This is a genomic window from Brevibacillus sp. HB1.3 (genome assembly GCF_013186635.1).
GTDB classification, from domain to species: domain Bacteria; phylum Bacillota; class Bacilli; order Brevibacillales; family Brevibacillaceae; genus Brevibacillus; species Brevibacillus brevis_D.
Window position 1 is genome coordinate 950845 of sequence record NZ_JABMIT010000001.1, and the last position, 22871, is coordinate 973715.

At 48.3% G+C, this 22871-nt stretch carries 22 protein-coding genes, 1 pseudogene and 1 riboswitch; of the genes and pseudogenes, 7 read left to right on the forward strand and 16 right to left on the reverse strand.

Annotated elements, in window-relative coordinates:
- Positions 1-5: 5 nt before the first annotated feature.
- Together HPY31_RS04475 and HPY31_RS04480 are read right to left on the reverse strand one after the other, a co-directional pair.
- Positions 6-755 (reverse strand): ABC transporter permease, encoded by a 750-nt coding sequence (locus HPY31_RS04475; RefSeq protein ID WP_172138766.1) that lies wholly within the window; start codon positions 753-755, stop codon positions 6-8.
- Complete coding sequence (locus tag HPY31_RS04480) at positions 755-1666, reverse strand: ABC transporter ATP-binding protein (RefSeq protein ID WP_172138768.1); 912 nt, start codon at positions 1664-1666, stop codon at positions 755-757. The genes HPY31_RS04475 and HPY31_RS04480 overlap by 1 nt, the downstream gene beginning before the upstream one ends.
- Before the next feature lie 152 nt (positions 1667-1818).
- Between HPY31_RS04480 and HPY31_RS04485 the strand changes: the two genes are divergently transcribed.
- On the forward strand, positions 1819-2532 hold the full coding sequence (locus HPY31_RS04485) for a response regulator transcription factor (protein ID WP_172138770.1): 714 nt from the start codon (positions 1819-1821) through the stop codon (positions 2530-2532).
- Positions 2533-3915, forward strand: coding sequence for a sensor histidine kinase (locus HPY31_RS04490; protein ID WP_172138772.1), 1383 nt, complete (start codon positions 2533-2535; stop codon positions 3913-3915).
- 89 nt (positions 3916-4004) lie between these two features.
- Here HPY31_RS04490 and HPY31_RS04495 read toward each other — a convergent pair whose 3' ends face one another.
- From HPY31_RS04495 to HPY31_RS04550, 12 genes are all read right to left on the reverse strand, one after another.
- Positions 4005-5036 carry an ABC transporter substrate-binding protein gene (locus tag HPY31_RS04495; RefSeq protein ID WP_172138774.1) on the reverse strand — a complete coding sequence of 344 codons (1032 nt, stop codon included), beginning with the start codon at positions 5034-5036 and terminating at the stop codon, positions 4005-4007.
- Positions 5033-5791, reverse strand: a complete 759-nt coding sequence (locus tag HPY31_RS04500; RefSeq protein WP_172138962.1) for an ABC transporter permease — start codon at positions 5789-5791, stop codon at positions 5033-5035. The genes HPY31_RS04495 and HPY31_RS04500 overlap by 4 nt, the downstream gene beginning before the upstream one ends.
- A complete protein-coding gene (locus tag HPY31_RS04505; RefSeq protein ID WP_172138775.1) occupies positions 5791-6573 on the reverse strand; it encodes an ABC transporter ATP-binding protein in 783 nt (260 codons plus the stop codon). Before HPY31_RS04505 ends, HPY31_RS04500 begins: the two co-directional genes overlap by 1 nt.
- Positions 6558-7238 (reverse strand): thiaminase II, encoded by a 681-nt coding sequence (tenA, locus tag HPY31_RS04510; protein ID WP_172138776.1) that lies wholly within the window; start codon positions 7236-7238, stop codon positions 6558-6560. Before tenA ends, HPY31_RS04505 begins: the two co-directional genes overlap by 16 nt.
- A 7-nt stretch (positions 7239-7245) precedes the next feature.
- A complete protein-coding gene (locus HPY31_RS04515) occupies positions 7246-8541 on the reverse strand; it encodes an acetylornithine deacetylase (RefSeq protein WP_172138777.1) in 1296 nt (431 codons plus the stop codon).
- Positions 8534-9307 carry a thiazole synthase gene (locus tag HPY31_RS04520; RefSeq protein ID WP_016743633.1) on the reverse strand — a complete coding sequence of 258 codons (774 nt, stop codon included), beginning with the start codon at positions 9305-9307 and terminating at the stop codon, positions 8534-8536. Before HPY31_RS04520 ends, HPY31_RS04515 begins: the two co-directional genes overlap by 8 nt.
- Before the next feature lie 5 nt (positions 9308-9312).
- Complete coding sequence (gene thiS / locus HPY31_RS04525) at positions 9313-9516, reverse strand: sulfur carrier protein ThiS (RefSeq protein ID WP_016743632.1); 204 nt, start codon at positions 9514-9516, stop codon at positions 9313-9315.
- Between the two features lie 200 nt (positions 9517-9716).
- Positions 9717-9827: riboswitch (TPP riboswitch) on the reverse strand.
- Positions 9828-9868: 41 nt separating this feature from the next.
- Entirely contained in the window at positions 9869-10252 is a 384-nt protein-coding gene (kapB, locus tag HPY31_RS04530; RefSeq protein WP_172138778.1) for a kinase-associated lipoprotein KapB, read from the reverse strand.
- A 33-nt stretch (positions 10253-10285) separates the two neighbouring features.
- The gene (locus HPY31_RS04535; protein ID WP_172138779.1) at positions 10286-11497 is read right to left on the reverse strand and encodes an alanyl-tRNA editing protein; all 1212 of its coding nucleotides are present in this window, start codon (positions 11495-11497) and stop codon (positions 10286-10288) included.
- Between the two features lie 81 nt (positions 11498-11578).
- Entirely contained in the window at positions 11579-11806 is a 228-nt protein-coding gene (locus tag HPY31_RS04540; RefSeq protein ID WP_056492472.1) for a hypothetical protein, read from the reverse strand.
- Between the two features lie 96 nt (positions 11807-11902).
- Positions 11903-13186: a glycoside hydrolase family 18 protein gene (locus HPY31_RS04545; protein ID WP_172138781.1), complete on the reverse strand. Its 1284-nt coding sequence runs from the start codon at positions 13184-13186 to the stop codon at positions 11903-11905.
- A gap of 64 nt (positions 13187-13250) precedes the next feature.
- Positions 13251-13559 carry a thioredoxin family protein gene (locus HPY31_RS04550; protein WP_172138964.1) on the reverse strand — a complete coding sequence of 103 codons (309 nt, stop codon included), beginning with the start codon at positions 13557-13559 and terminating at the stop codon, positions 13251-13253.
- Between the two features lie 318 nt (positions 13560-13877).
- Between HPY31_RS04550 and HPY31_RS04555 the strand changes: the two genes are divergently transcribed.
- Positions 13878-15062 carry a DUF6080 domain-containing protein gene (locus HPY31_RS04555; protein ID WP_172138783.1) on the forward strand — a complete coding sequence of 395 codons (1185 nt, stop codon included), beginning with the start codon at positions 13878-13880 and terminating at the stop codon, positions 15060-15062.
- A 96-nt stretch (positions 15063-15158) separates the two neighbouring features.
- Positions 15159-15446, forward strand: a pseudogene (locus HPY31_RS04560) (LysE family translocator); the annotation flags it as partial.
- Between the two features lie 153 nt (positions 15447-15599).
- Here the strand turns inward: HPY31_RS04560 and HPY31_RS04565 are convergent.
- Both HPY31_RS04565 and HPY31_RS04570 read right to left on the reverse strand, forming a co-directional pair.
- Positions 15600-16490, reverse strand: a complete 891-nt coding sequence (locus HPY31_RS04565; RefSeq protein ID WP_172138785.1) for an NAD(P)-dependent oxidoreductase — start codon at positions 16488-16490, stop codon at positions 15600-15602.
- A gap of 26 nt (positions 16491-16516) precedes the next feature.
- Complete coding sequence (locus HPY31_RS04570; protein ID WP_172138787.1) at positions 16517-17992, reverse strand: aldehyde dehydrogenase family protein; 1476 nt, start codon at positions 17990-17992, stop codon at positions 16517-16519.
- 99 nt (positions 17993-18091) lie between these two features.
- Here HPY31_RS04570 and HPY31_RS04575 point away from each other — a divergent pair, with 99 nt between their 5' ends.
- From HPY31_RS04575 to HPY31_RS04585, 3 genes are all read left to right on the forward strand, one after another.
- Positions 18092-20221: a helix-turn-helix domain-containing protein gene (locus HPY31_RS04575; RefSeq protein ID WP_172138789.1), complete on the forward strand. Its 2130-nt coding sequence runs from the start codon at positions 18092-18094 to the stop codon at positions 20219-20221.
- Between the two features lie 366 nt (positions 20222-20587).
- A complete protein-coding gene (locus HPY31_RS04580; RefSeq protein WP_371811667.1) occupies positions 20588-21730 on the forward strand; it encodes a GNAT family N-acetyltransferase in 1143 nt (380 codons plus the stop codon).
- Between the two features lie 369 nt (positions 21731-22099).
- Complete coding sequence (locus HPY31_RS04585) at positions 22100-22837, forward strand: MerR family transcriptional regulator (protein ID WP_172138793.1); 738 nt, start codon at positions 22100-22102, stop codon at positions 22835-22837.
- Positions 22838-22871: the final 34 nt, after the last annotated feature.

Below are 22871 nucleotides of genomic sequence, written 5' to 3' on the forward strand. Positions count from 1 at the left end.
CCTCCCTATACGTCTTGCCGGGATACATGAATGCTCCCAGCAAGGTAAAATGCGATGCCCATGAGTACGACGATGATCGGTAAAGAAAGACCGATTTCTCGTGTAGCAAACTGCATAGTTTCGTTCACGTACTGATACGTAACGGGCGAAAAGTCTACATAGTACGACCAGATGAAAAGGCGTCCGATTTGTGGCGGAAACAAGCTCGCTGTCATGCCAATGAATCCCCCGATCATCCCGAGGCATAGGCTGAACGCCTGATTTTTGATGGCGAGAGAGACCCATTGTTGCAGAGCGATCACCACGAGTGTTGTCACCGTGGTTCCTACCACAAAGCGGAGTAATAGGCCAATCGGGACTGGCTCGGCTAAACCAAAGCCAATGCCAAAGGCCACGATTGCCAAAGCTTGTAGAATGACGGCGCCCCCCATCAAAACAGCCGCAGAGACGAATTTTGCCGCATAAACCGCTTTCCTACTGACAGAAGCAGCCATCAGCAGCTTCCATGTACGCCCTTTGTGTTCCATATCACAAATCCGTGAAACAATGACAGCCGAACCGATCGGCAAAAACAATCCGTTCATGGCTGTAATCGTGACCAGTATGGCGCTCCAAGTCTGCGCATCCGGATTTTTTGTCATGGAGATACTGACAGCCATAAACCCCCATGCCAGTTCGATACTCAAAAGAAGGGCGAGCATGAGAAACAAACGCTTATGTCGAATTTTATAAAATTCCAGCCAAAGCATTCGCATTACAAACTTCCCTCCTTGCCTGTAAGGGAAAGGAAAATACTCTCCAAGCTTTGTTTGTGCACTTCAATGCGATAAACATCAATGCCCGCCATCATCAGCGCCCGGTTTGTCCGCGCTACCTCTCTGTCCCCCATCTCTTCCAAAACAAGGAAGCCATCTTGGAGACTTGGAGAAAGCTCCCGATCTTGAAGAACTCTTCTCGCTTTGTCATTGTCCTGCGTTTTCAACCAAACACGAGGTCGACTATTCCGTTGCAGTTGCTCCATACTCCCTTGAAACAAGAGTTTCCCCCCGTGGATAATGCCGATGGACGTGGCGACTTGCTCGATTTCAGAGAGCAGATGGCTGGAGAGCAAGACCGTCATTCCATACTGGTGTGGCAAGGATTGAATCAATTCCCGAATTTCACCGATTCCGGCAGGGTCCAGACCGTTTGTCGGTTCGTCGAGGATGACGAGCTTTGGAAAATGCAGCAAAGCCATGGCAATTCCCAGTCGCTGTTTCATCCCGAGCGAATACTGGTCTACCTTTTTGTTCTGTTGTTTTTCCAAACGAACGATTTGCAGGGCCTTCTCTACTTGTTTGTCCGGGACATCTCGCAACCGCTGCATGACGCGCATATTTTCCAGACCGGTAAGATGGCCGTAATAGGAAGGAGCCTCGATCAAGGAACCCGTCTGACTCAATATCTCAAGTCGATTCCTGCTAAAATCCTTCCCGAATACAGATACACTTCCTTCAGTCGGCTTGACTAAGCCTAGCAGCATTTTCAGAGTCGTCGATTTTCCTGCACCATTTGGACCGAGGAAGCCATAGACCTCCCCTTCTCCTACCGCAAGATTCACCCGCTGGACGCAATAGGCTCCTCCATAGTGTTTGGAAAGGTTTTCCGTTCGAATCACCGTATTCATCTCTTCTCGCTCCTATCTATTGGTCTCTCCTACGAAATCATAGAGTCCCAACCCGTCGATAAGCTGACAAGAACCTTACAACAACCTTAAATCGACTCCGAGTGGGTAGAACACACAAATCGAACGAGTATAATGAATACGGGTGATTCAATATGGAAGAGTGGAAACAGAAAAAAGTGCTCATCGTGGAAGATGAGCTGGAAATCAGAAACATGATCGATGGATTTTTACGTAAGGAAGGATTCTCTCGAATTTTTCATGCGGGTAGTTGTAAAGAGGCGTTAGAGATATGCGCTTCGGACAAGCCAGATATCGCGATCCTGGATGTCATGCTGCCTGATGGCGATGGATTTGGACTATTGACTTCGATCCGTCGTTTCTCGCAAATCCCTGTCATTTTTCTGTCAGCGAGAGGGGAAGATGAAGATCGATTGCTCGGACTTGGCCTGGGCGCTGACGACTATATTGTGAAACCGTTTTTACCGCGCGAGCTCGTTCTTCGTCTCCTGGTCATTTTACGACGTGTTTACGCCCCTCCCCAAATCGATCGTCTGCCCGTTTTCCAGCTTGGTGACAGTACGATCGATTTGGAGGCAGCAATCGTGACGAGAGATCACCACGAATATGCCCTGACTGCCAAGGAACACGCGCTCTTGCGAAAACTCTATGAAAATCGAGGACGAATCGTCACGAGCGATGCCCTGTGCCAATCCGTATGGGGGGACGATTACTACGGGTATGAAAACACCCTGATGGTTCATATGCGGCGCATTCGCGAAAAGATCGAGCCATGCCCGTCCACTCCTGAATATTTGCTCACGGTAAGAGGACTCGGATACAAATTACTCGTAAAGGAAGAGTTGTAGATGGATGGAGCCGCACGAATTTTACGTCGTTATACAGGTGCTTCTATCCTGATCGCCATCTTTTTGCTCATCGTCAATTACATCATTCTCGGCACATTTGTTTTCAAAGGGATGAATGAGGGCTCCCCTCCCATTCACGTCACACAAGCTGTCGCAGAGGGTCTGCACAAGAACGGTTCCCACTATACATTGGAATCAAATGCACAAGAGTGGTTGCAAAAAAGCCAGGCTTGGGCCATGTTGATTGGAAACGATGGGAAGGTCATCTGGGACTATGCCATACCGGACCAATTGCCCCGCACCTATTCTCTGGCTGAAGTGGCGCAGTTCTCGCGAAATTACTTACAGGACTATCCTGTTTTTGTTTGGGAGCACGAGTTGGGGCTGGTCGTCGTAGGCTACCCGAAGGACAGTCTTGCCAAGTACCAGTTTCATTTTCCGATCAGTTGGATAAGCGATTTGCCGTACCGCTTACTGGCTTTGCTTTTCGGAAATATCCTGCTCGCCGCTCTTCTCTCTTTGTTCATCGGCTCTCGACTTATTCGGGCAATCCGCCCACTGATTAGCGGGATTCACGCTCTGTCAGAAGATCAGCATACACATGTCGAGGCAAAAGGAATGTTCAGCGGAATTGCCCGAAGCATCAATCATGCATCGGTGCTTCTGCAAGAGAAGAACGCTTTGCTAAAAGCCAGAGACGAAGCACGCTCGAATTGGATCGCTGGAATCTCCCACGATATACGCACGCCACTATCGATGGTGCTCGGGTATGCCAGTGAACTGGAAGAGAGCGACGCGGTGCCTTACGAGCAGCAGCAAAAAGCAAGCATTATTCGAAAGCAAGGTGAAAAGCTCCGGTCTTTGGTCAGCGACTTGAATCTCGTTTCCATGCTGGAATACGAAATGCAGCCCATTCATACCAAACCGATTCGGCTATCGACACTTGCGCGGCAAATTGTCACTGACTTTTTGAATAATGATTTGGCAGAGACGTTTACCATTGAGCTGGATGTCACGACTGAGCAATGCTTCGTGATGGGCGATGAAAAACTTCTCGTCCGCGCCATCACGAATCTGATCCAAAATAGCATCGTGCATAACCCAGCAGGCTGTCACATCCACGTGCAAACGGCCCTGTCACCCAACCAGCGCAATGCTCTTTTGATTATCACTGACAACGGAAAAGGCATTGAGCCAAGCATGCTACCTGACTTGGTGGAATTGCCTTACTCGTCGAAAAGAATATCTCCCTTACAAAATGGTCATGGTCTCGGGTTGCCCATGGTTGCACGTATTGCTGCCGCTCATCATGGACACCTGCTGTTAACAAGCGATACAGGAAAAGGGATGACAGCAGAACTTTGTTTCCCCCTCTCCTCCTAAAAGGAAGACATCATAGAGAAAGCACCTCCTCTGACTCGCCAATGGAGAGTAGACTCTCAAAAGCGTGCAAAGGGGTGCTTTTTGACTGATTACTTCACGAGATCGCGCATGATCTCTTCTGCTTTGATGTCAGCTGTTATCAGCTTCTCTTTTTTCATCCAATCAATTAGTGTTTGCCAAGATTCGGCCGTCTGGTATGCAAAAGGCTTTTCCCCCGCATCCATCAACGGAATCAGGATATCCAAGCTCTTGGTCTCAATGTCTTTTTCCAGCGGGAAATCGGCAGCCTGTTTGGCAAGTAACAGATCGAGTGCCTTTTCCTTATTATTTTTCACATAGTCCTGACCCTTGCCAATCGCACGCAGGAAACCTTCCACTGCTTTCTGCTTTTTGCCCAAAGTCTCGTCACTTGTTGCCAATACGAGCTCATAATAGTCTGGAACACCAAACTCAAAAGGCTTGAACGCGTTGACTGGAATGCCGTGCTTCTCCAAAATCAGTTGTTCATGGTTGATATAGCCACCTACCACGGCATCGACCTTTTTGGCCGTCAACGCCGGGACGATGTCGAAGCCGATATCCGTGAAGGTCAGTCCCGAATCATCGCCACCACCATGCTTCACAACTTGACGTACGATCGATTCATCAAGTGGAAGGGACGGATAACCAATATTTTTTCCAGCCAACTTTTGCGGCGTATCGATTCCACTGTCTTGGCGCGTCATGATCACGTTTAACGGATGACGAACGAGTGCACCTACAGATACGACAGGAACTCCTTCTGCACGAGCTTGGATGAGCTGTGGTTGATAGCTGATTGCCAAATCTACTTTGCCCGCAGCCGCCATCTTCAACGGATCATTGCTGTCCGAAGGCATTTGCATGGTCACCTTGAGGTTCTCGTCTTTGAAATAGCCTTGCTCCTCTGCTGCATACAAGAAGGAATGAACGGCATTCGGATACCAATCGAGCGCAATCGTCAGCTCAGTAGGCTCCGCTCCTTTATCAGCAGGGGCTTGCGTCTGACCAGCATCGGAGCTCGCCTGATTGCCGCAAGCAGCAAGACCTGTTGCCAATGTAAGTGCCATGAATGCTTTCGTCCATTTGTTGATAGGTTTCATTGTTGTTCTCCTTTGATTTTCATATGCGGGGAAAAATGACGTTCGATTCGTCCAGCCAGCCAAAACAGCAGCATACCGAGAATCGAGAGCAACAGGACTGAGGCAAACAGCGCGGGTGCCTGAAAATTGCCGGATGCCCGTCTGCCAAAGTACCCGAGTCCCTCACTCGCTCCCAGCCATTCCCCAATGGTCGCCCCAGCCACACTGTAGGTAGCTGCCACTTTGAGACCACTGAAGAAATGGGGTAAACTCGACGGGAGTTGCAGCTTGGTGAAAATTTGTCCGTTTGTTGCCCCCATGGTTTTTAACAGCTGAAGCATTTCCTTGTCCGTCGAGCGAAGTCCATCATACGCGTTGACGACAATCGGGAAGAAAGTAAACAGAATCGTAACCGCGATTTTTCCAGATAAATCATACCCGAACCACAGAATGAATACGGGTGATAACGCGATAATGGGGATCGTTTGAGAGATGACGATATACGGATAGACCAAGCGCTCCACAATCCGATTGCGAATCATCGCAAAGGCAAGGGAGATTCCAAATACAATCGAGATCGATAGCCCCAGTAACACTTCCTTTAACGTCGCCCAAAGATGTACACCTATTAGAGAGTCGCGTAAATCCCACAAAGACACAATCACAGCGCTAGGCGGCGGTAAAATGAATGGTTGCACTCCGAGGAAGCGACATCCAGCTTCCCATACCAGAAGAAAAATGGCGATGGAGATACCAAACCAAATACCTTTCCCCATCATGCTTCTCTCCTCAACGGCTTCATTGCTGCTTGGCGATCCTGTCGAAGCAGTTCCCAAATCTGTTCACGCAATGCCAAAAATTCGGCTTTGTTGCGGCTGCTCGCTGTTCGTGGTCTGCTCACCGGAACGGTTAATTCGATCGGCTTGGTGATCGGACTACCTGCAAGCACGATAATACGATCGGCAAGTAAAATGGCTTCGTCGATATCGTGCGTAATCATCAGCATCGTGCTGCCTGTTTCCTGCCACTTTTCCATCAACCACTCTTGCATGTCCATTCTCGTAATTCCATCCAATGCACTAAACGGCTCATCCAACAGCATCATTTCTGCCCCTGAAAACAAAGCCCGTAAAAAAGAAACTCGCTGACGCATCCCGCCGGAAAGCTGGGCTGGATAGCTGTCGGCCCAGTCCTGAAGCCCATACCTTGGCAATTGCTGTCTGACACGCTCATGCGCATCTTTTTTCGTCATACCTTTGATTTCCAGCGGCAAAGCTGCATTTTCGACAATCGTACGCCATGGCATGAGCAGATCGCGTTGGGGCATATAGCCGACCTGGCCCAAACGATTTGCCACTGGTACTCCGCCGAGCCTGATTTCGCCTCGTCCCGGCTCAAGAAGACCTGCGATGAGTTGAAACAAGGTGCTTTTCCCGATCCCGCTCGGACCGATCAAGCTGACGAATTCCCCTTTTTCCACACGCAGATCAAAATGATCGAGAATCTGCCTGTCGCCATACGAAAAGCTGACGTTGGCGAAAGCTAGTTGTTCTCCCACGGCCACATTTCCTCTCTGTAGGACATGTCCCAGAACATGTACTCCATTTTGGAGGTGTTGACAAAATACTCCTCCAGCTTGGCCAGCTCTTGCTCACTCTTACCTTCTGCTAATCGGTTCATGATATCAATCAGCCAGATCGCCAACTGCCCAAATTCATCGGAGCTGTACATGCGCACCCATTCGCCATACAGTTCGTGATCCAGTGCCCCTTCTTCTTGTGCCAAGCGCTTGCCGATTTCCCAATAGCTCCATGTGCATGGGAGTAGTGCACTCACCAATTCCGCCAACGATCCTTGATGAGCAACACGCAGCATGTAGCTGGTGTATCCCAGCATCACAAACGAAGGCTCTGTCGCTTCCAGCTCCTCACGAGAGATACCAAAGCGCTCAGCATATTGGCGATGCAACTCCATCTCTGTGTTTAGCGTCGATTCTTGCAAAGCAGCGAAACGAGCGCTTGTTTCCAGATCGTACGCCTTCACACTCGCAATCGCGAACATTTTCGCGTAATCAATCAAGTAGATGTAGTCTTGTTTCATGTAATATTTGAATGCACCGACAGGCAGGCTGCCATCTCCAAGTCCCGTGACGAAAGGATGTTGATGAACACGCTCCCAGATCGGGGCTACACTTTTTCTCAAACGATCAGTAAAGGTTGTCATGCTATTCTCACTCCTTCGCTTCCTTTGGTGTATTGCACCAGGTGGCAATAAATCGGGCCATGATCTGGGCAAAATGAACAAGCTGGTCAGGATCAATTGATTCATCGACGGCATGTGCATGCGTGAGCTCACCAGGCCCGAATAGGACAGCCGGTATGCCTGCATGCGCAAACCAGCCTGCATCCGTCACCGTAGGCGACATAGTAACGATAGGCGTTTGATGCATGTGACTTTCATATGCGGATTGCAGCGTTACCAACCCCGGATGCTTCGTATCCAACTCCAGTGAAGGGAAGATTTCACCGCGCTCCTCAATCATCGAACGTCCACCCCAGCGGAATGTTGGAGGATTGTCTCTCAGCCAAAGATCTGCGGCAGCCGCACGCCCGACGTGATCCTCGATCTCTCGAATAATCTCTTCGTAGGATTCGTTCGGATAAAAGTGAACGGTAATCCACAGGGCGCAACGGTCTGCGATGAACGCAGCGTGCCGGCCTCCCTCGATGACTGCGGGATTGATCGTATTGCTGCCAGGCGGGAAGCCGGGATAGGACTTCATGACAGCCCAGTCCCGCTCCAGCTCCTGTAGTGCGGTGATCACCTTCGTCATTTTTTCAATGGCAGAAGCTCCCCGGACGCGTCCGCCTGCATGAATCGTCTGTGCACGCATCCCGTCATGCAGCGTCGTCGGACTCTCAATCGTGATCCAGCCTGTAATGACCCCGCCCTGCCCTTGCATTTGCAGATTGCTCGTGTCCACTACAACGGCGTAGTCAGCCTGATAGCCACGCTCGATAGCGACCAATGTCCCCGCTTCACCTGCTTCTTCTCCGATGACGGATTGGAAAAGCAGATCGCCTTGAAGCTCGATTCCGTGTTCGCGCAGCATTTGGATCGCAAACAAGCTCGCTGCGAGTCCGCCTTTCATATCCGCAACCCCACGGCCGTACAGGCGCCCATCCTTGCCGTGTGTCAAAGCAAAAGGTGGATACGTCCACCCCGTGTCATCACCGACTTCAGCCACATCGATATGCCCGTTGACAATCAAGCTGTTTGCGTGAGTCGAAGCACTCCCTGATAAACGACCAACAATATTGTCGTCTCCCGGATATACCGTCCAGCGATCTACCTCGAATCCCATCGCTTGCAGCCTGTCGGCGATTGCTCCTTGTGCGGCATCGCTATTTCGCGCGGGAGGACTCACAGTCGGATGAGAAACGAGCTCTGCCAATAAAGCGAACAGCTCTTCTTTGCGGCTGGCGATCGATTCTACCGCTTCTGTCAGTCGATCCACGCTACTCAATCATCCCTTCGACCGGGCTGCTCGCGGACGCGTAACGCTTTTTCGCGATACGGCCTGCCAAGAAGCCTTTGCGACCTGCTTCCACGCCGAGCTTCATCGCTTCTGCCATCAGGACAGGATTGTCAGCGAGGGCGACTGCTGTATTCAACAAGACACCATCAGCACCCAGCTCCATCGCTTTCGCGCAGTCTGCTGGCGAGCCAATTCCTGCATCTACGATAATCGGTACTTTGGCATCCTCAATGATAAAGCGGAGGTTGTTTTCGTTGACAATCCCTTGCCCGGAACCAATTGGTGAGGCACCTGGCATAACCGCATGTACGCCAACCTCTTGCAGTCGTCTGGCAAGAATCGGATCGTCATTGGTGTAGGTCAGCACGATAAAGCCTTCTTCCACCAAGATTTTCGAAGCCTCGAGCGTGCCAATCGGGTCAGGGAGAAGTGTTTTCGGGTCTCCAATAACCTCGACCTTGATCATGTCACACAGCCCAGATGCTTTAGCCAAACGGGCTATGCGCACTGCTTCTTCTGCTGTATAGGCACCTGCTGTATTTGGTAGTAGGGTGAATTTTTTCAAATCGAGTTGTTCCAAAAAGTTCGGTTCTTGCGGATTTTCCAAATTCAAGCGACGAATCGCAAAGGTCAAAATTTCTGCTTCCGACACCTCTACCGCTTTCCCTTGTGTATCCAAATCAGCGAATTTACCAGTCCCCAGAAGCAAGCGGGAGCGAAACTCGTACGATCCAATTTTCAATGTATCCATCATGATGATCATCCTCCTCCGACAAAATGAACGATTTCTATGCGATCTCCGTCTGCAATCGGTGTTTGTTCGTACGCAGAGCGATCAATAATGTCACCATTTCGCTCAACGACGACAATCTTCTCTTGCAGGGAATAAGAAGCGAGCAAAGCCCGCACTGTCGTGATCTCTTCCGCCAACTCTACTTTTTTCCCATTCAGCTGAACAATCATTGATTACCTCCTTCTACTGGAAAAAAAACGGCTTCTCCCGCCTGCCTGAGTCGATTCAGACAAACAGAAGAAGCCGTATACCCATCCCATCTCACCGGACGAATGGCATAAAAAAACCATCCGCCTCGGATGGTTGAGTGTCATCTTATCATGTATGCACGCAAACAAGCATAGTTCCGCTCGGTTGCGACACCGTGATACTGATTCCAAATACCTCTTCCTCCGCTGGCATGACCCAGGTCAGGTTCAACGGTCAGTAACACACTCGTCACAATCTCAGCCAACGTTGCTTGGCTCCCGTTTGGTAGTAAAGCTATGCAATTGTCGTACATTCGAGTACTACAGTACCACTCTATTTCGTGTTTGTAAAGGCTTCCTTGTGCATCTTTTCCAGCTCAACGAGACAGCGTTCTGCCCAAGCTGCCATTTTCGAAAGCTTTTCCATTTCTCTCTCCATCGCTTGGCGGACAGATTCCTTGTAGTCGGGAATCGCTCCATTATAGCGAATGAGCCCTTGGACAGGCGTCATGAATTTTTCCATGTACGACAGTGCTGGGCGCTGGTGAAACAGCGGCACATCTACTTCGTAGGAAGAATGCAAATCGCCTTGCGTCGGGAATTTGGTAACTGCCAGCACCTTTACCAGCAGCTTCGAATCGTGGATTTCCAATACTTCTGCAATATATTCACCCGTTCGCTGCGAAACGCGAACGATATCTCCCGGATTCCAGTTCATCGCGGTTTCCTCCATTTCTTGAATCGAATGCATTTACAAAAGTGAAGCTTCTAGCAGTTTGCGTGCATGCAGCAGTACTTCTTCCGCATCCACTACTGCCTGACCGCCCCCCTGTGCCATGGCAGGATTTCCCCCACCTTTTCCATTAATGACCGGCAAGGTTTCTTTCAACACTTGATTGATGGCTACCTTGACTTCTTGCCCACGCCCAAACACGATTTGCATTTTGTCTTCGGTAGTAGCAGCCAAGAGGCAAATTGCATCTGGGGCCAAAGCGGTAGCCAGCTGTGCGAACTGCTGAAGTTGTTGAATGGTTTTGTCTGTGAAGGTACACATAATGAGGCGCGACTGACCGAGTTGGCTAGCAGCCGCTAGTTGTTGATTGACTTCCACTTCCAAGAGCTGCTTATCCACTTCTGCCAATTTTGCCTTTAAGGTGTCGCGTTCTGCAAGGAGGCGTTCCGTCTGTGCGATCAGTTCGCCTTCATTGGTTGCGAGCAGCTTCGCTGTATCGCGAACGACAGCTTGCTTTTGGTTGTAGTCCCGCAAAGCTCGCCAGCCACAGATGAATTCCAGACGAATGTTCCCGCGATGTCGCTCCCAGCCCAAGATCTTGATCATCCCGACTTCGCCCGTGCGCGCAGGATGTGTTCCTCCACACGGGTTGTAATCAAACTCAGGAATCATCACGACACGAATATTTTCGGTAACAGTCGGCTGTTTTTTCAAGGGCAGCGTTGCCAATTCCTCGTCATTAACAAACCGTGCAATGATGGGGTGGTTTTCCAAAACAATCTGATTCGCGCGCTTTTCTACCTTTTCCCATACGTCTGTTGTCAACTCATCCAGTCGTACATCAATGGTGACACGCTCTTTTCCCAAGTGAAAGGCAACGGTCTCCGCTTGCACAACTTCCAGGAAGGACGCGGATAAAATGTGTTGCCCAGCATGCTGCTGCATATGATCGAAGCGGCGGTCCCAATCGATGTGCCCCGTTACTTCCCTTATGCTTTCGGACAAGGGAGCCTGCAGTCGATGACGAATTTCACCGTCGACCTCTTCCACATCTACCACACGAATCTCTTCCAATACACCCAGGTCGGAAGGCTGTCCGCCTCCAGTAGGGTAAAAAGCCGTTTGATTCAGTACCACGTAAGGTGTCCCATCTTGCTCAACACCAGTTTTTGTCACCTGGGCCGGAAACGTACTTGTATAGGCATCCTGATAATAGAGTCTGTCGTCCATCGTTACTCCTCGCTGCATGGAACCCTGGTTCCAGCCTGATTCTCCCACTCGGGGGCAAAACAAAAAACGTATGTATAAAGCTTAGCCAAACAAGTGATCCATTTGCTTTTCGCGCTCTTGACGCTCCTCTGGGCTTGCCAGGTCATACTTTTTCAATAAATGAAACAGCTCGTTTAGACGCTCTTGGCTAAGTTCGCCATTCAACTGATTTTTGAATTGACTCACGCGCAACTCGGACAGATATGGAGCTTGCTCTGCCAGTTTTTTGAGTACGTCCTCATGGCTGTGATCCAATTTGCATTCTCCCATGATTTCTCCCCTTTTCCTTCCTGTCATCTTCATCATACCATGATTTTTCATTCAAAAAAAAGGCGTACAACCCGCGGTGGAATGTACGCCAGATGACTATGCACGTTTACGGACGCGAAAGTTCTCCTCGATTAACAGCCAATTTTGCGGAAATGGCAAACCGAGTTTCCAGTAGCTGACGCCTCTCAAACCGAGCTGTTTAACCAGATTGAACTTCGCTTGAATCGACCGCGCATCCTCAAACCATACCCGATGTTGCTTGCCTTGATCATCGGTGTACGTAAAAAATGGAGCCTGCGCGCGATAATCATATCGGATGACGGCATTATGCCGCGCAGCCAGGGCAATTGCCGCTTGTGGACTCAGCGCTTTCGCTGTCGTTCCTCGCTCGTACGGTAAGGTCCAGTCGTATCCATACAGATTTTGGCCCATCAAAATTTTATCAGCGGGTATTTCGGTAATGGCGTATTGCAAGACACGCCTCACCGGTCCAATCGGAGAAACCGCCATGGGCGGACCACCACTATAGCCCCATTCATACGTCATAATCACGACGAAATCGGCAAGCGCTCCTATCGCCTTGTAATCATGGGCGGAATACCATTTACCTGCTTGCACGGCACTCGTCTTCGGGGCGAGCGCAACAGACATCATCAACCCCGCCGCATGTATACGTCCCCTTGCTTTTCGCAAGAAGTTCGCGTACGCTTCTGCACCTGTTGTAGGCAAGGCTTCCAGATCAAAATGGATATCCCCCATTCCCAGCTCATGGGCGGTTGCGAGTATATTATCCAACAATTTGTTCTGGAGTTCTTGATCGTTCAAGATGAGTGCGCCCAATTCCGTACTGAACTGACCCTTTTCCAAATTCGTCACGACCATCATAAGGAGGACTTGGTTTTCTTTTGCGATTGCTGGAAAATTGCTCAGATTTGGTCGTTGGAGGGTTCCATCCCGTTTGATGCGAAAGCTGAACGGTGCCAAATACGTAAGATGAGGGGCAGCCCTGCGAACATCCTCTTCCATCGCGGGTGGGACAGTGCGGCGCGGTTCCACATACGCATTGAAATCAGCCGCTCGTCTAGGGCGAGGCGGGATATATAGCTTTTGCCCAACTTGTAGCGGTTTATAGGGAGAAATCCCATTGACCCGAGCAAGCTCTGCTGCGCTGATATGGTTACGCTGACCGATGGTATACAACGTATCTCCTTGTTTGACCCAATAGTAGCTTCCTACAATCGGGATCACCATCGCCTGTCCGATTGCCAGTTTATTGGGATCTGGTAATTCATTCGCCTTATCAATCGCTTCCGGCGTTGTGCCGTAAGTCTCGGCGATGCTTGCTAAGGTTTGGCCTTCTTCCACCACGTGGATTTGCATACGCCTCCTCCTTCGCATTTCTTCTCTCTCTGTCATATTCAAGGCGAAGGGAATAGGTGTATGTCTAGGTCAAAGGTTTCAATACATCGTATAAAAATCCAACGGACTGGATGGCATAATGCCGTTCTACCAATGCGTTTCGTTGAAAAATAAGCAAGGCGGGTACGCTGGTCACTTGCCATTGTTCTGCCAATGCAGGCGCCGTATTAATGTTAATCTGATATAGCGGAACGGTAGGCAATGCTTCTTGCATGATGCCGAGCATACGTGCTGCGAGCTTGCAGGTCCCGCACATCGGTGTATAGACAAAAAGAGCAACCGACTCTTTTTCTTGCAGGTATTGGATCAGTTCTATGGAGGATAGTTCTTGCAAGTCGTTCACTCCTTTTCATCTCATCGGACATGTTCATTCATGCTAGACCCACTGATTGTAGCTGTCAACAGCGTGATGCACAGGCTTCGTAAAAAATGGATAGCCAATTGAATGTAAAATTTTGGTGTAGAATTCATTATTTTTGTATAATATAGCTAAAATTCGTTGCGTTAATCTCAAAAATACGTTGAATGGTGGATTGGTATGCGTTTTTTCAGCTATTTGTTTCATGATCGAAAAGATAATGTCAGAGCGTTCCTTCTATTTGCCTGTTTTTTCGTGTTTTATTTGTCGATGAATGTGCCTTTTCTCACTTATATGAATCAAAACGTCGCTGTTCTTGCCCCGATCAGCCCTTTTTACGGCGTTCCATTTACGCTTAATCTGTTCAATTTTGACCCGACGCTGTACTATAGCTCTAACAACCCGACGGTGATCCATCCGTTTATCAATTTGATTTCTTTTCCTTTGGCTTATTTATCGGAATTTTTCAAGGAAAACTTCTTCTTCGCGGTGGTTCAATCGATCATGAACGCGCTCGGCGTTGGAATGGTTTACTACTACCTGCGCAAGGGATGGAATAGCTTCTATACCCCATTGCTTTTTGCCGTATTTTTCGGGACGGCCTCTTATCAAATTTTCACGGCAATGATTCCCGATTCCTATCCGTACGCGCAGTTCGTCATTCTATTATCGGTGCTTTACACGCAGTACAGTCGTGCGGAAAAGAAATTGGCTGTGTGGCCCAACGCTTCATTCGCCCTCGTCAACTTCGGTGTCACCTCGACGAACATCATTCCATTTATGAGCGTTTTGGCCGTCAATCTGTTTCACAAAGAAAAGAATGGCGTTTTTATGAAGCTGGTGCGGATTACGTTGGTATTTCTCCTGTTAATCATTAGCTTTACGATTTTGCAGCATGTCATGTTCGGTCAATCCTGGTTTTCTACTTGGTACAAAGCGATTCATACCGGAGGGTTCATCTACACGGCTCCGTTCTCGTTTTGCGAGCATTGGAAAGCTCTGTATATGCTCGTTATCAGTCCTGTACTGACCCCAGACATTGCGCTCATCGATCCAAAACCGGGGATGGTCGCATTCGCTACGAACCTTACGCTGCCGTATCCATGGTATGTGCATGTCATCGGCTTGACGCTGATCACTCTGGCTATACTCGGTTTCATCAAAGGGATTCGTACACAAGAAGCCTGGTCACTCGCCGCCTATATCGGGTTTGCTTTCGTGCTGCATATTGTAATAGGGTTCGGACTCGCCACGTTTACATACGATTTGTACTTGTATGCCGGACATTACTTCTTCGCCTTTTTCCTGCTCGCCGCGCGGTTCATCATGGATCTGCGCCATGTGAAAGTAAAAAAGGCATTACTCGGTCTTATCCTATTGTTCGTCATTGTGACGTTGGGCAACAATGTCGTGAAGCACGATGAAGCTTTGCATGTGATTGAACGGTCTTATGCACAAATGAATAAAGGGAGTGAGTAAATGAGAAGCTGCTTCATGAAAAAAGTTATCAAAAACTGGACGTGAGATATATAATCGTTTCTAACTTTGAGGAATCTCGGAAAGAGGTCATGCAAATTGGTGAGTTTTGGTACTCTTATTACCTTTCTATTTGTTTCGCTCGGCATGGTTTGTTCTCCTGGCCCTAACATGATTTACCTCATTTCCCGAACGATTTCACAAGGTCGCAAAGCTGGAGTCATCTCACTTCTTGGTGTCATACTTGGATTCGTGATTTACATAATCGCAACGATGCTCGGTCTCTCTGCTCTTTTCATAACGGTTCCGTTCGTTTACGAATCAGTCAAGTGGGTCGGTGCTGTCTACCTGCTTTGGCTCGCTTGGAATGCGGTAAAACCGGGTGCAGCGTTGGCTTATGGCAAGTGTCTTGACAAGTCTTGCTGCGAGTCTTGCTTTTGATCGCAGATAGTGGTCCATACTTTCATTAAATAGCACCTACAAAAAAGTAGACTACAAGCAATCGTTGCCGTAGTCTACTTTCTCTTTCAAGCTCATCGTTTAACGCGCAATCGTTGTATGAGCAAGCTCCTCGGTCACGGTACAGACCGCACTCGAATCTAAGCTACCTTTGCCTTGTGCTTTGGCTGCCTCATACATTTGTGCAACCGTTCCTCCAACCAGTACAGGCACTTGCTGTTCACGTGCGGTTTGCGCATAGAGCTGCAAATCTTTGTGCATATGCTCCAAGGAGAAGACTGTATTTTCATACGTACCATACAAGATGTTAGGCCCAAAAATAGAGAGCACACGATTGTGAGCAGAGCCTTTATCCATGACGGCTGCCAGCTTGTGTGGATCAACGCCAGCTTTTGCTCCAACACTGAATGCCTCGCCCAACGCTGCTGTAATGACTGCAACGACAGAGTTGTGACAAAGCTTCGCCACTTGTGCAGCGCCGGATTCCCCCAAGTAAAAAATTTCCTTTCCAATCGCTCTGAGGTAGTCCATGATTTCTGGAAGCTTTGTCTCATCACCGCCGACCATAATGGTCAACGTTCCGGCCGCGGAACCCGCGGGTCCTCCACTCACCGGACAATCATAATAGTAGATCCCTTTTTCTACGCCTTGCTGATTCAGACGTTTTGCTGTTGCAGGATCGATCGTACTTGTATCAAATACGAAACTGCCAGCCCCTAATGATAAGAAAAGTCCGTCCGCACCCAGCATGACTTCCTCAACAATCGCAGGACCTGGAAGCGAAGTGAAAACGACACGTGCTACGCTCCCCACTGCTAGTGGAGACTCGACGACCGTCGCTCCTTTTTCCTTTGCCCAGGCTTTTGCTGCCGGACTTGGATCGTAGGCATACACGTGGTAGCCTTTTTGCAACAGATTGCAGACCATTCCTTTTCCCATTGCACCAATGCCAATCACACCAATCGCTTCCATCTTCGCTCCTCCTGCTTTCCCTATACTTATGGCCGAATATAAACTGTTTTTGTCTCAACGTAAAAATCGAGCGCTGACTCCCCTTGCTCTCTCGGACCCAATCCAGATATCTTTTTACCGCCAAACGGAAACTGTGATTCAAAATGAGTCGACGGCATATTGACATGCGTGACACCTGACTGAATTCCTTTGACAAAATGGAAAGCTTTTTGCAAATCGTTCGTAAAAATCGTGGAGGACAAGCCAAATTCTACCTGGTTAGCCACTTGCATAGCATGTTCGAAAGAGTCCACATCGATCACGGCGATCACAGGTCCAAAAATTTCTTCGTTGGCAATCGTCATCTCCTGTGTGATGCCGGTAAACACCGTCGGCGCGACGAAATAGCCTTGGGCGAGATCACCATCTACCAGGCGCTTCCCTCCGCATTCCAGTACGCCGCCTTCTTCGATGCCCTTTTGTACATAATGAAGATATAAGTTGAGCTGATGCTCGTCCACTACTGGACCGTTATGATTGTCTAGATCGAAACCATTTCCGATTTTCAAGCCTTTCGCCCGCTCGATCAGTTTTGCTTTTACTTCTTCGGCTACTTCGGGAACAACCAATACGCGACTGGTCCCCGTACAACGTTGGCCATTATCGAAGAAGCCGCTCAGTACGATGGAATCGATAGCGAGGTCAATATTGGCGTCCGCGAGAATAATCGCCGGATTTTTCCCGCCCATCTCCGCCTGAATCTTCCCTCCTCTAGCTCCAACTGCTCTCCCCAAGGCAAGTCCTACTTCTGAAGAACCTGTAAATGAAATCCCTTTGACCAGTGGATGATTCGCTAATTCATCCCCGATTACTGCACCTGGTCCTGTTACCAAATTCACAACGCCACTTGGAACGCCACTTTCAATCAGGAGCTCTACCAGCTTTACGCTAATCAAGGAGGTGTTGCTTGCTGGCTTGAACACCACTGTATTACCTGCGAGGATAGCTGGAACGATCTTCCATAAGCCAATCCCCAGCGGAAAATTCCATGGAGCAATAATCGCGAAAACCCCGATTGGTTCTCGTACCGTGTAACCCACTACCCGTTCATCAAAGGAAGGCACCGTTTGACCCGTCAAGCGAGTCGCTTCTCCGGTCAACTGCTTCATGGAAGTGATTGTCTTGGCAACCTCACCTCTCGCTTCCCGCAATGTTTTCCCTACTTCACAGGTGATCGTTTCTGCGAGCTCTTCTTTGTGTTTTTCCAATAAGTGAATGAGGGAGAACAAGAATTCTCCACGTGTGGGAGCCGATTTTTGTGACCATTCTCCAAAAGCATCGGCAGCAGCTTCAATGGCAGAACGTGCATCTAGCCCGTCCGATTTTTGAAAATAACCGAGAACCTCATTCGTATTGGCAGGGTTCGTGCTAAGGAAAACCTGTCCGGTATGGCTCGTCACCCAAGCTCCGGCGATGTAGTTATTGTAAGTTGCTGTCAAATCGTCTCCCACCTTCCGCTTCATATAGGAGTATTGTATCTAGCGAAAATTATGAATACAATGTATATACAGACACTTATTTCCAAATACAAATGTGTATTTCTCTATATGGAGGACACGTGGATGAATTCTTTTTCGCTCCTGCTTGAAAAGCTGCATGAATGGTTTGGTGATCAGCCTTCTTCCATCTGGTTCCAATTTTCGCGTGATCGACATTTTCGGCTTGTTTTCTCCTCTTTTCACGAAAACGCTACCACGAATATTCCCCCTATGACGGTAACTCACTGTGATAGCGATGCGAACGATAAGCGTTATACCTATGAGTCCCTTCCCTCCCAACAAATGTACCGTTTTTTCTACGAAAACGAAGGACAAGCTGTTATCTGCCTTGCACCTAAAGCAAACCAACCGGTCGTCCTAACCACTGACCAATGGGACCTATTGTGGTTCGGCATTCGTCTGTTGTTGGCAGAAGAAAAAATGACTGCTAAAGCGGAGGAAAGCAAGAAGCTTTTTGAAGGGATTCGTTCGATATCTGCTACTCTCGACGTTGACCAAATCATCCGTGGAATCATTGGTAATGCGCTGGCTGTTATCCCGGCTGCAGACGCTGGCCTTCTGCACTTGTATGATCCCTCTATCGACCGATTGATTCCGAAAGCGACTGTCGGTTTTTATGATACCGTGTTCAAAGACCTGAAAATGCGAGTGGGCGAATCCATCGCGGGCAAAGTGTTCGAGGACGGAATCCCACGTATGTACAAAACCAGCCAAGAAACAGCCCATGCAATGAAGGATATCTCTGCTGATAACTTTCATTCTCTGAACCACGCAAAAGCATTGCAAGACTTGAATGGGTTGTTATGTGTTCCAATATCACGAGGAGAAAAGCGTATTGGTGTAGTTGTCCTGCATCAATTTCATCAAGAAAATGTGTTTACCGAGTACGACCTCAACCTCCTCCAAGGATTCGCAGACCAAACTTCCATCGCCCTGCAAAATGCCGAGCTCTATGCTGAAGTCAAACAAGCGTATGAGCATATGGCTACCATTAGTGCTCAACTGCAAGCCAAGCACGATGATTGGATACAACGCAACCATATCCATGAGTCCATCAAGCAGTTGTCCTTGCAAAATAAAGGTGCGGAAACAATCGTAAAAACCCTCAGCAAAATGACCGGACATCCCATCTATTTTGCTGATTGGCTTGAGCAAAAAATGTATCCTGAAAAGAGTTTTTTTAGCTGGGATGAACTGTATACATTGCTGAACAAAAGAAGACAGCCCGTTTCCGTCAACCTGTTCTCGCCCGCCTCTGGAGACGATCAACGATTCTGTCTGTATCCACTAATCAATGGAAGCATCTTTCTCGGATGTCTCATGCTTCCCTTAGACGAACGCGGGCTATCTGAGCTCACTTGTATGACGGTCGAACAAGGGAGCGCTGTGCTCATACTCGATTTGGTGAAAAAGCAATCGATCAGCTCCGTGCTGTACAAGCGTGCACACGATCTTTTTCAAGAATTGATCGCAAGCAAAGGCAATGAACTGTTTGACCGCGCCCGTTTGATGGGGTTACAGCCGCAAGCAACATACTACGTGATCTATGCCCATCTGACGCAGTGCCACGACCTGGCATTGCTAGAAGCAAACATTCACCGGCTCATTACCCGTTGCAAATGGGCGTTCAACAAAACACAAACGTTTGTCTACGGATTCCACAACCATGTCACCCTCCTCATCCGGACTCTCGGCTCCCGAGATGGAAAGGACATCAGGGAAAGGCTGCAACAGGCATACGATGAGTGGGAACTTGGCAAAGAAGCATCGTTATCCATTGGCGTGGGAAGCATGGCAAGCGGGATTGAGCAAATCAGCAAAAGCTATGAAGAAGCCAAGAAAGCCGCTCTCTACCTGACCAACCGCAGCCGTTCTGGTGTGGTTTACTATAAAGACCTAGGCGTCAATCGCCTCATGCTGAATCAGAGTCAGGCCGATATTGATGCATTCATTCATGATGTCTTTGCCCCCCTCTGGCAAGACCCGGAAAAATATGAGGAATGGGAACAGACGATCATAACATATATGAAATGCAGTCAATCCCCTCAACTGACCGCCAAAAAACTGCACATTCACGTCAATACGCTGTATCAGCGTTTGCGCAAAGTTGAGGAGCTTCTTCATATCGATTTGCGAAATCCGGAAGACTTGCTAAAATTACAGCTCGCTTGTCATTTGCGCCAGGAAGGATAAATCGAAAAAGGCAGGAGTAGCTTTGGACGGGAAACGTCCTAGACTACCGCTGCCTTTTTTCTGTGAAAAACGTCTCGACGTTTTTGTTTACCATAATTATATTATGTGAATCGTTTTTTCATGTAAATCTTGTAAAGAACAGATACGTAATCCCCCCCTTGTAATATTTGGATAATCATCCATAATGAACATGGGGGCATCAGGCACCAAACACCCCAGAGACTCGCGCCCTACTACTGGTAAAGGAGTGATGATGTTTTGGATTCGCAAAAACAAATGGAAAAGCATATGAGAGGTTCCAAACGATAACTTCATCCCTTCTCTCATATGCTATGGGAGGAAATGATCGAAATGTTTGCTCAAAAAATGGTTCAAGGAACGGAACTCACAACCGATTGCTTCCATAGCGCGACAAATCTGTTTGAAGCGTTGAAGCATCATGTATCTATCAAAGGGGTCATTGCAGGTATTATTCCTGGTAGAGTATTCCTGTCAAATGACGAGAGATCAGCCCTGCTGACAAGTCCTCAAGGTATTTTTCTAGGAGGCAGTGTTGATAATCTCCTCTTTTTTGAAGAGGTCAATACATTGATAAAAGAGGAGCTATTACCGCAGCTTGCAGCTGATGAACAGCTTGACTACGTCCTGTTTTATCCTACGGATGAGAAGTGGGATGACATTCTCGATATTGTAATGAAAGATGTATTTCCCATGAGAAGCGGCCGGATGATCTTTACGCACCATTTACAGTATCTGTCCCCTCCTCTTGACGATCATATTGTCCCAATAGACAGCACCTTGTTGAAGCGGAAAGAATTGGTAGGTCTTGAGGATGTTATCGATGAAATAGAAGAGAACTGGCCATCCATAGAAGCCTATGAAAACAAAGGCTTCGGTTGTGCTGCCATTCAAGATACCGATGAGGGGCCTACCATTATTAGTTGGTGCATGACGGATTGGGTAGTAGAAGACGAATGTGAATTGGGTATAGAAACCGATGAAGACTATCGGGGTAACGGATGGGCTCGAAAGACAGCATGGGGTGCTCTCTCACTCGCCAAACAACGCGGAATCAAAAGAGTCGGATGGCAGTGCTGGTCAAATAATATAGGATCGCAGCGAACAGCCTTGTCTGTCGGTTTCGAGCTGCTCGCGGATTTCCCGGTTCTGTTCGGATGGAACCTTCCTTTAAATAATTTCCTTGTCAACGGCAACCACTATATGCGTGGCGACCTGAAATATAGCGTGGAAAAAGACTACGCCCGGGCCGCATGGAGTTATGCCCAAGCACTCGATAAAGGCTGGGATTGGGATGGCGACCCGGCCTTGTATTGGAATGCTGCTTGCTTGTTCTTTCTGAGTGGTGAAGAAGACCGTGCAAAGCATTACTACAAAAAGGCTATCGAGCATGGCTGGGTAAGCATTCACCACCCGCATCACCATGATTATGTGTACAGAGAAGAGGACAGCGTGCAGATCGCCCGTATCCTGGCTGAATCAGTACTATAATGGAAACGGCCGCCGTTTGATCGGCGGCTTTTTGCTGAGCTCAACCATTTTCCCTCTACTTCTCTGCCTTTAAAGGAAAAAGAAACGGCTTACCGTATTGCATAGGGCTGTTCTTTTTTTAGTTCATCGGTTTCCCCGGGGTCAGAAGCATGATGACTATCATTTTCAATCATAACCATCACCGCGAAGCTCTCTAGTTTGGGGCGCCAGTCCCCTTCTAGTTTCCGCAAACTCTTAGCCTTTCATTACTAGCTCTCTTTGTGCTACGCCTACATTCTTTTGTTTTCGACCGTACCCCTCTTTTCATTTTTTTCGCTTGACTCCAACCTAAGGTCAGACTGCAAACTCAACTTCAGGAGGTGAATCGCCATGTTGTATACCGTTAACGATGTAGCCAAACTTTCTGGTACCACAATCAAGACACTGTATCACTATCAAAAGATTGGTTTGCTCATGCCAGAAGTCGTTACAGAAAATGGGTACCGCTATTACGGTGGGAATGAGCTCAAGCGGTTACAACAAATCTTGTTTTATCGTGAGCTAGATTTTTCATTGGACAGTATTAAAGCTGCGCTTGATCACGAACCAGACAGACTTCGATGCTTATGTGAGCAGCAAGCGATGTTAAAAGCACGCCAGCTACGATTGGAGCGCATCTTGAATACGCTCGAAGAAACGATTCGACACGAAAGGAAGCGAGGAAATATGTCCACGGAAAACATGTTTGATGGATTGAACGAAGAAGAATGGAAGCAAGCATTCACTCAACAAAATGAGCATTTGCAGAAAGCGTATGATTTTCAATTGGATACAGAGAATCTGGATGTGGCTTCCCTGAATGAAAAAGCTGCCGAAGCGAAGGCTTTCATGACGTTTATGGCCGATGCGCTGAAAAACAAGAAAAGTGTCGACGATGAAACAGTGGTTTCTGCCATCGAAAACCATCTTGCTTTTTTACAAAAAGACCATTTGATTGATGCGCGAGCATTTGCCGAGCAGTCAAAATTTTTCCTTTCAGATGAGTTCCACCGCACGATGTTGGAAGAGCAGCAAACGGGTTTAAGCTACTACATTTGCATGGCTGCCGAAAATTTCGCTTCTAAGTAACGTGTAGTTAAACGAACGTTTAACAAATAAACCG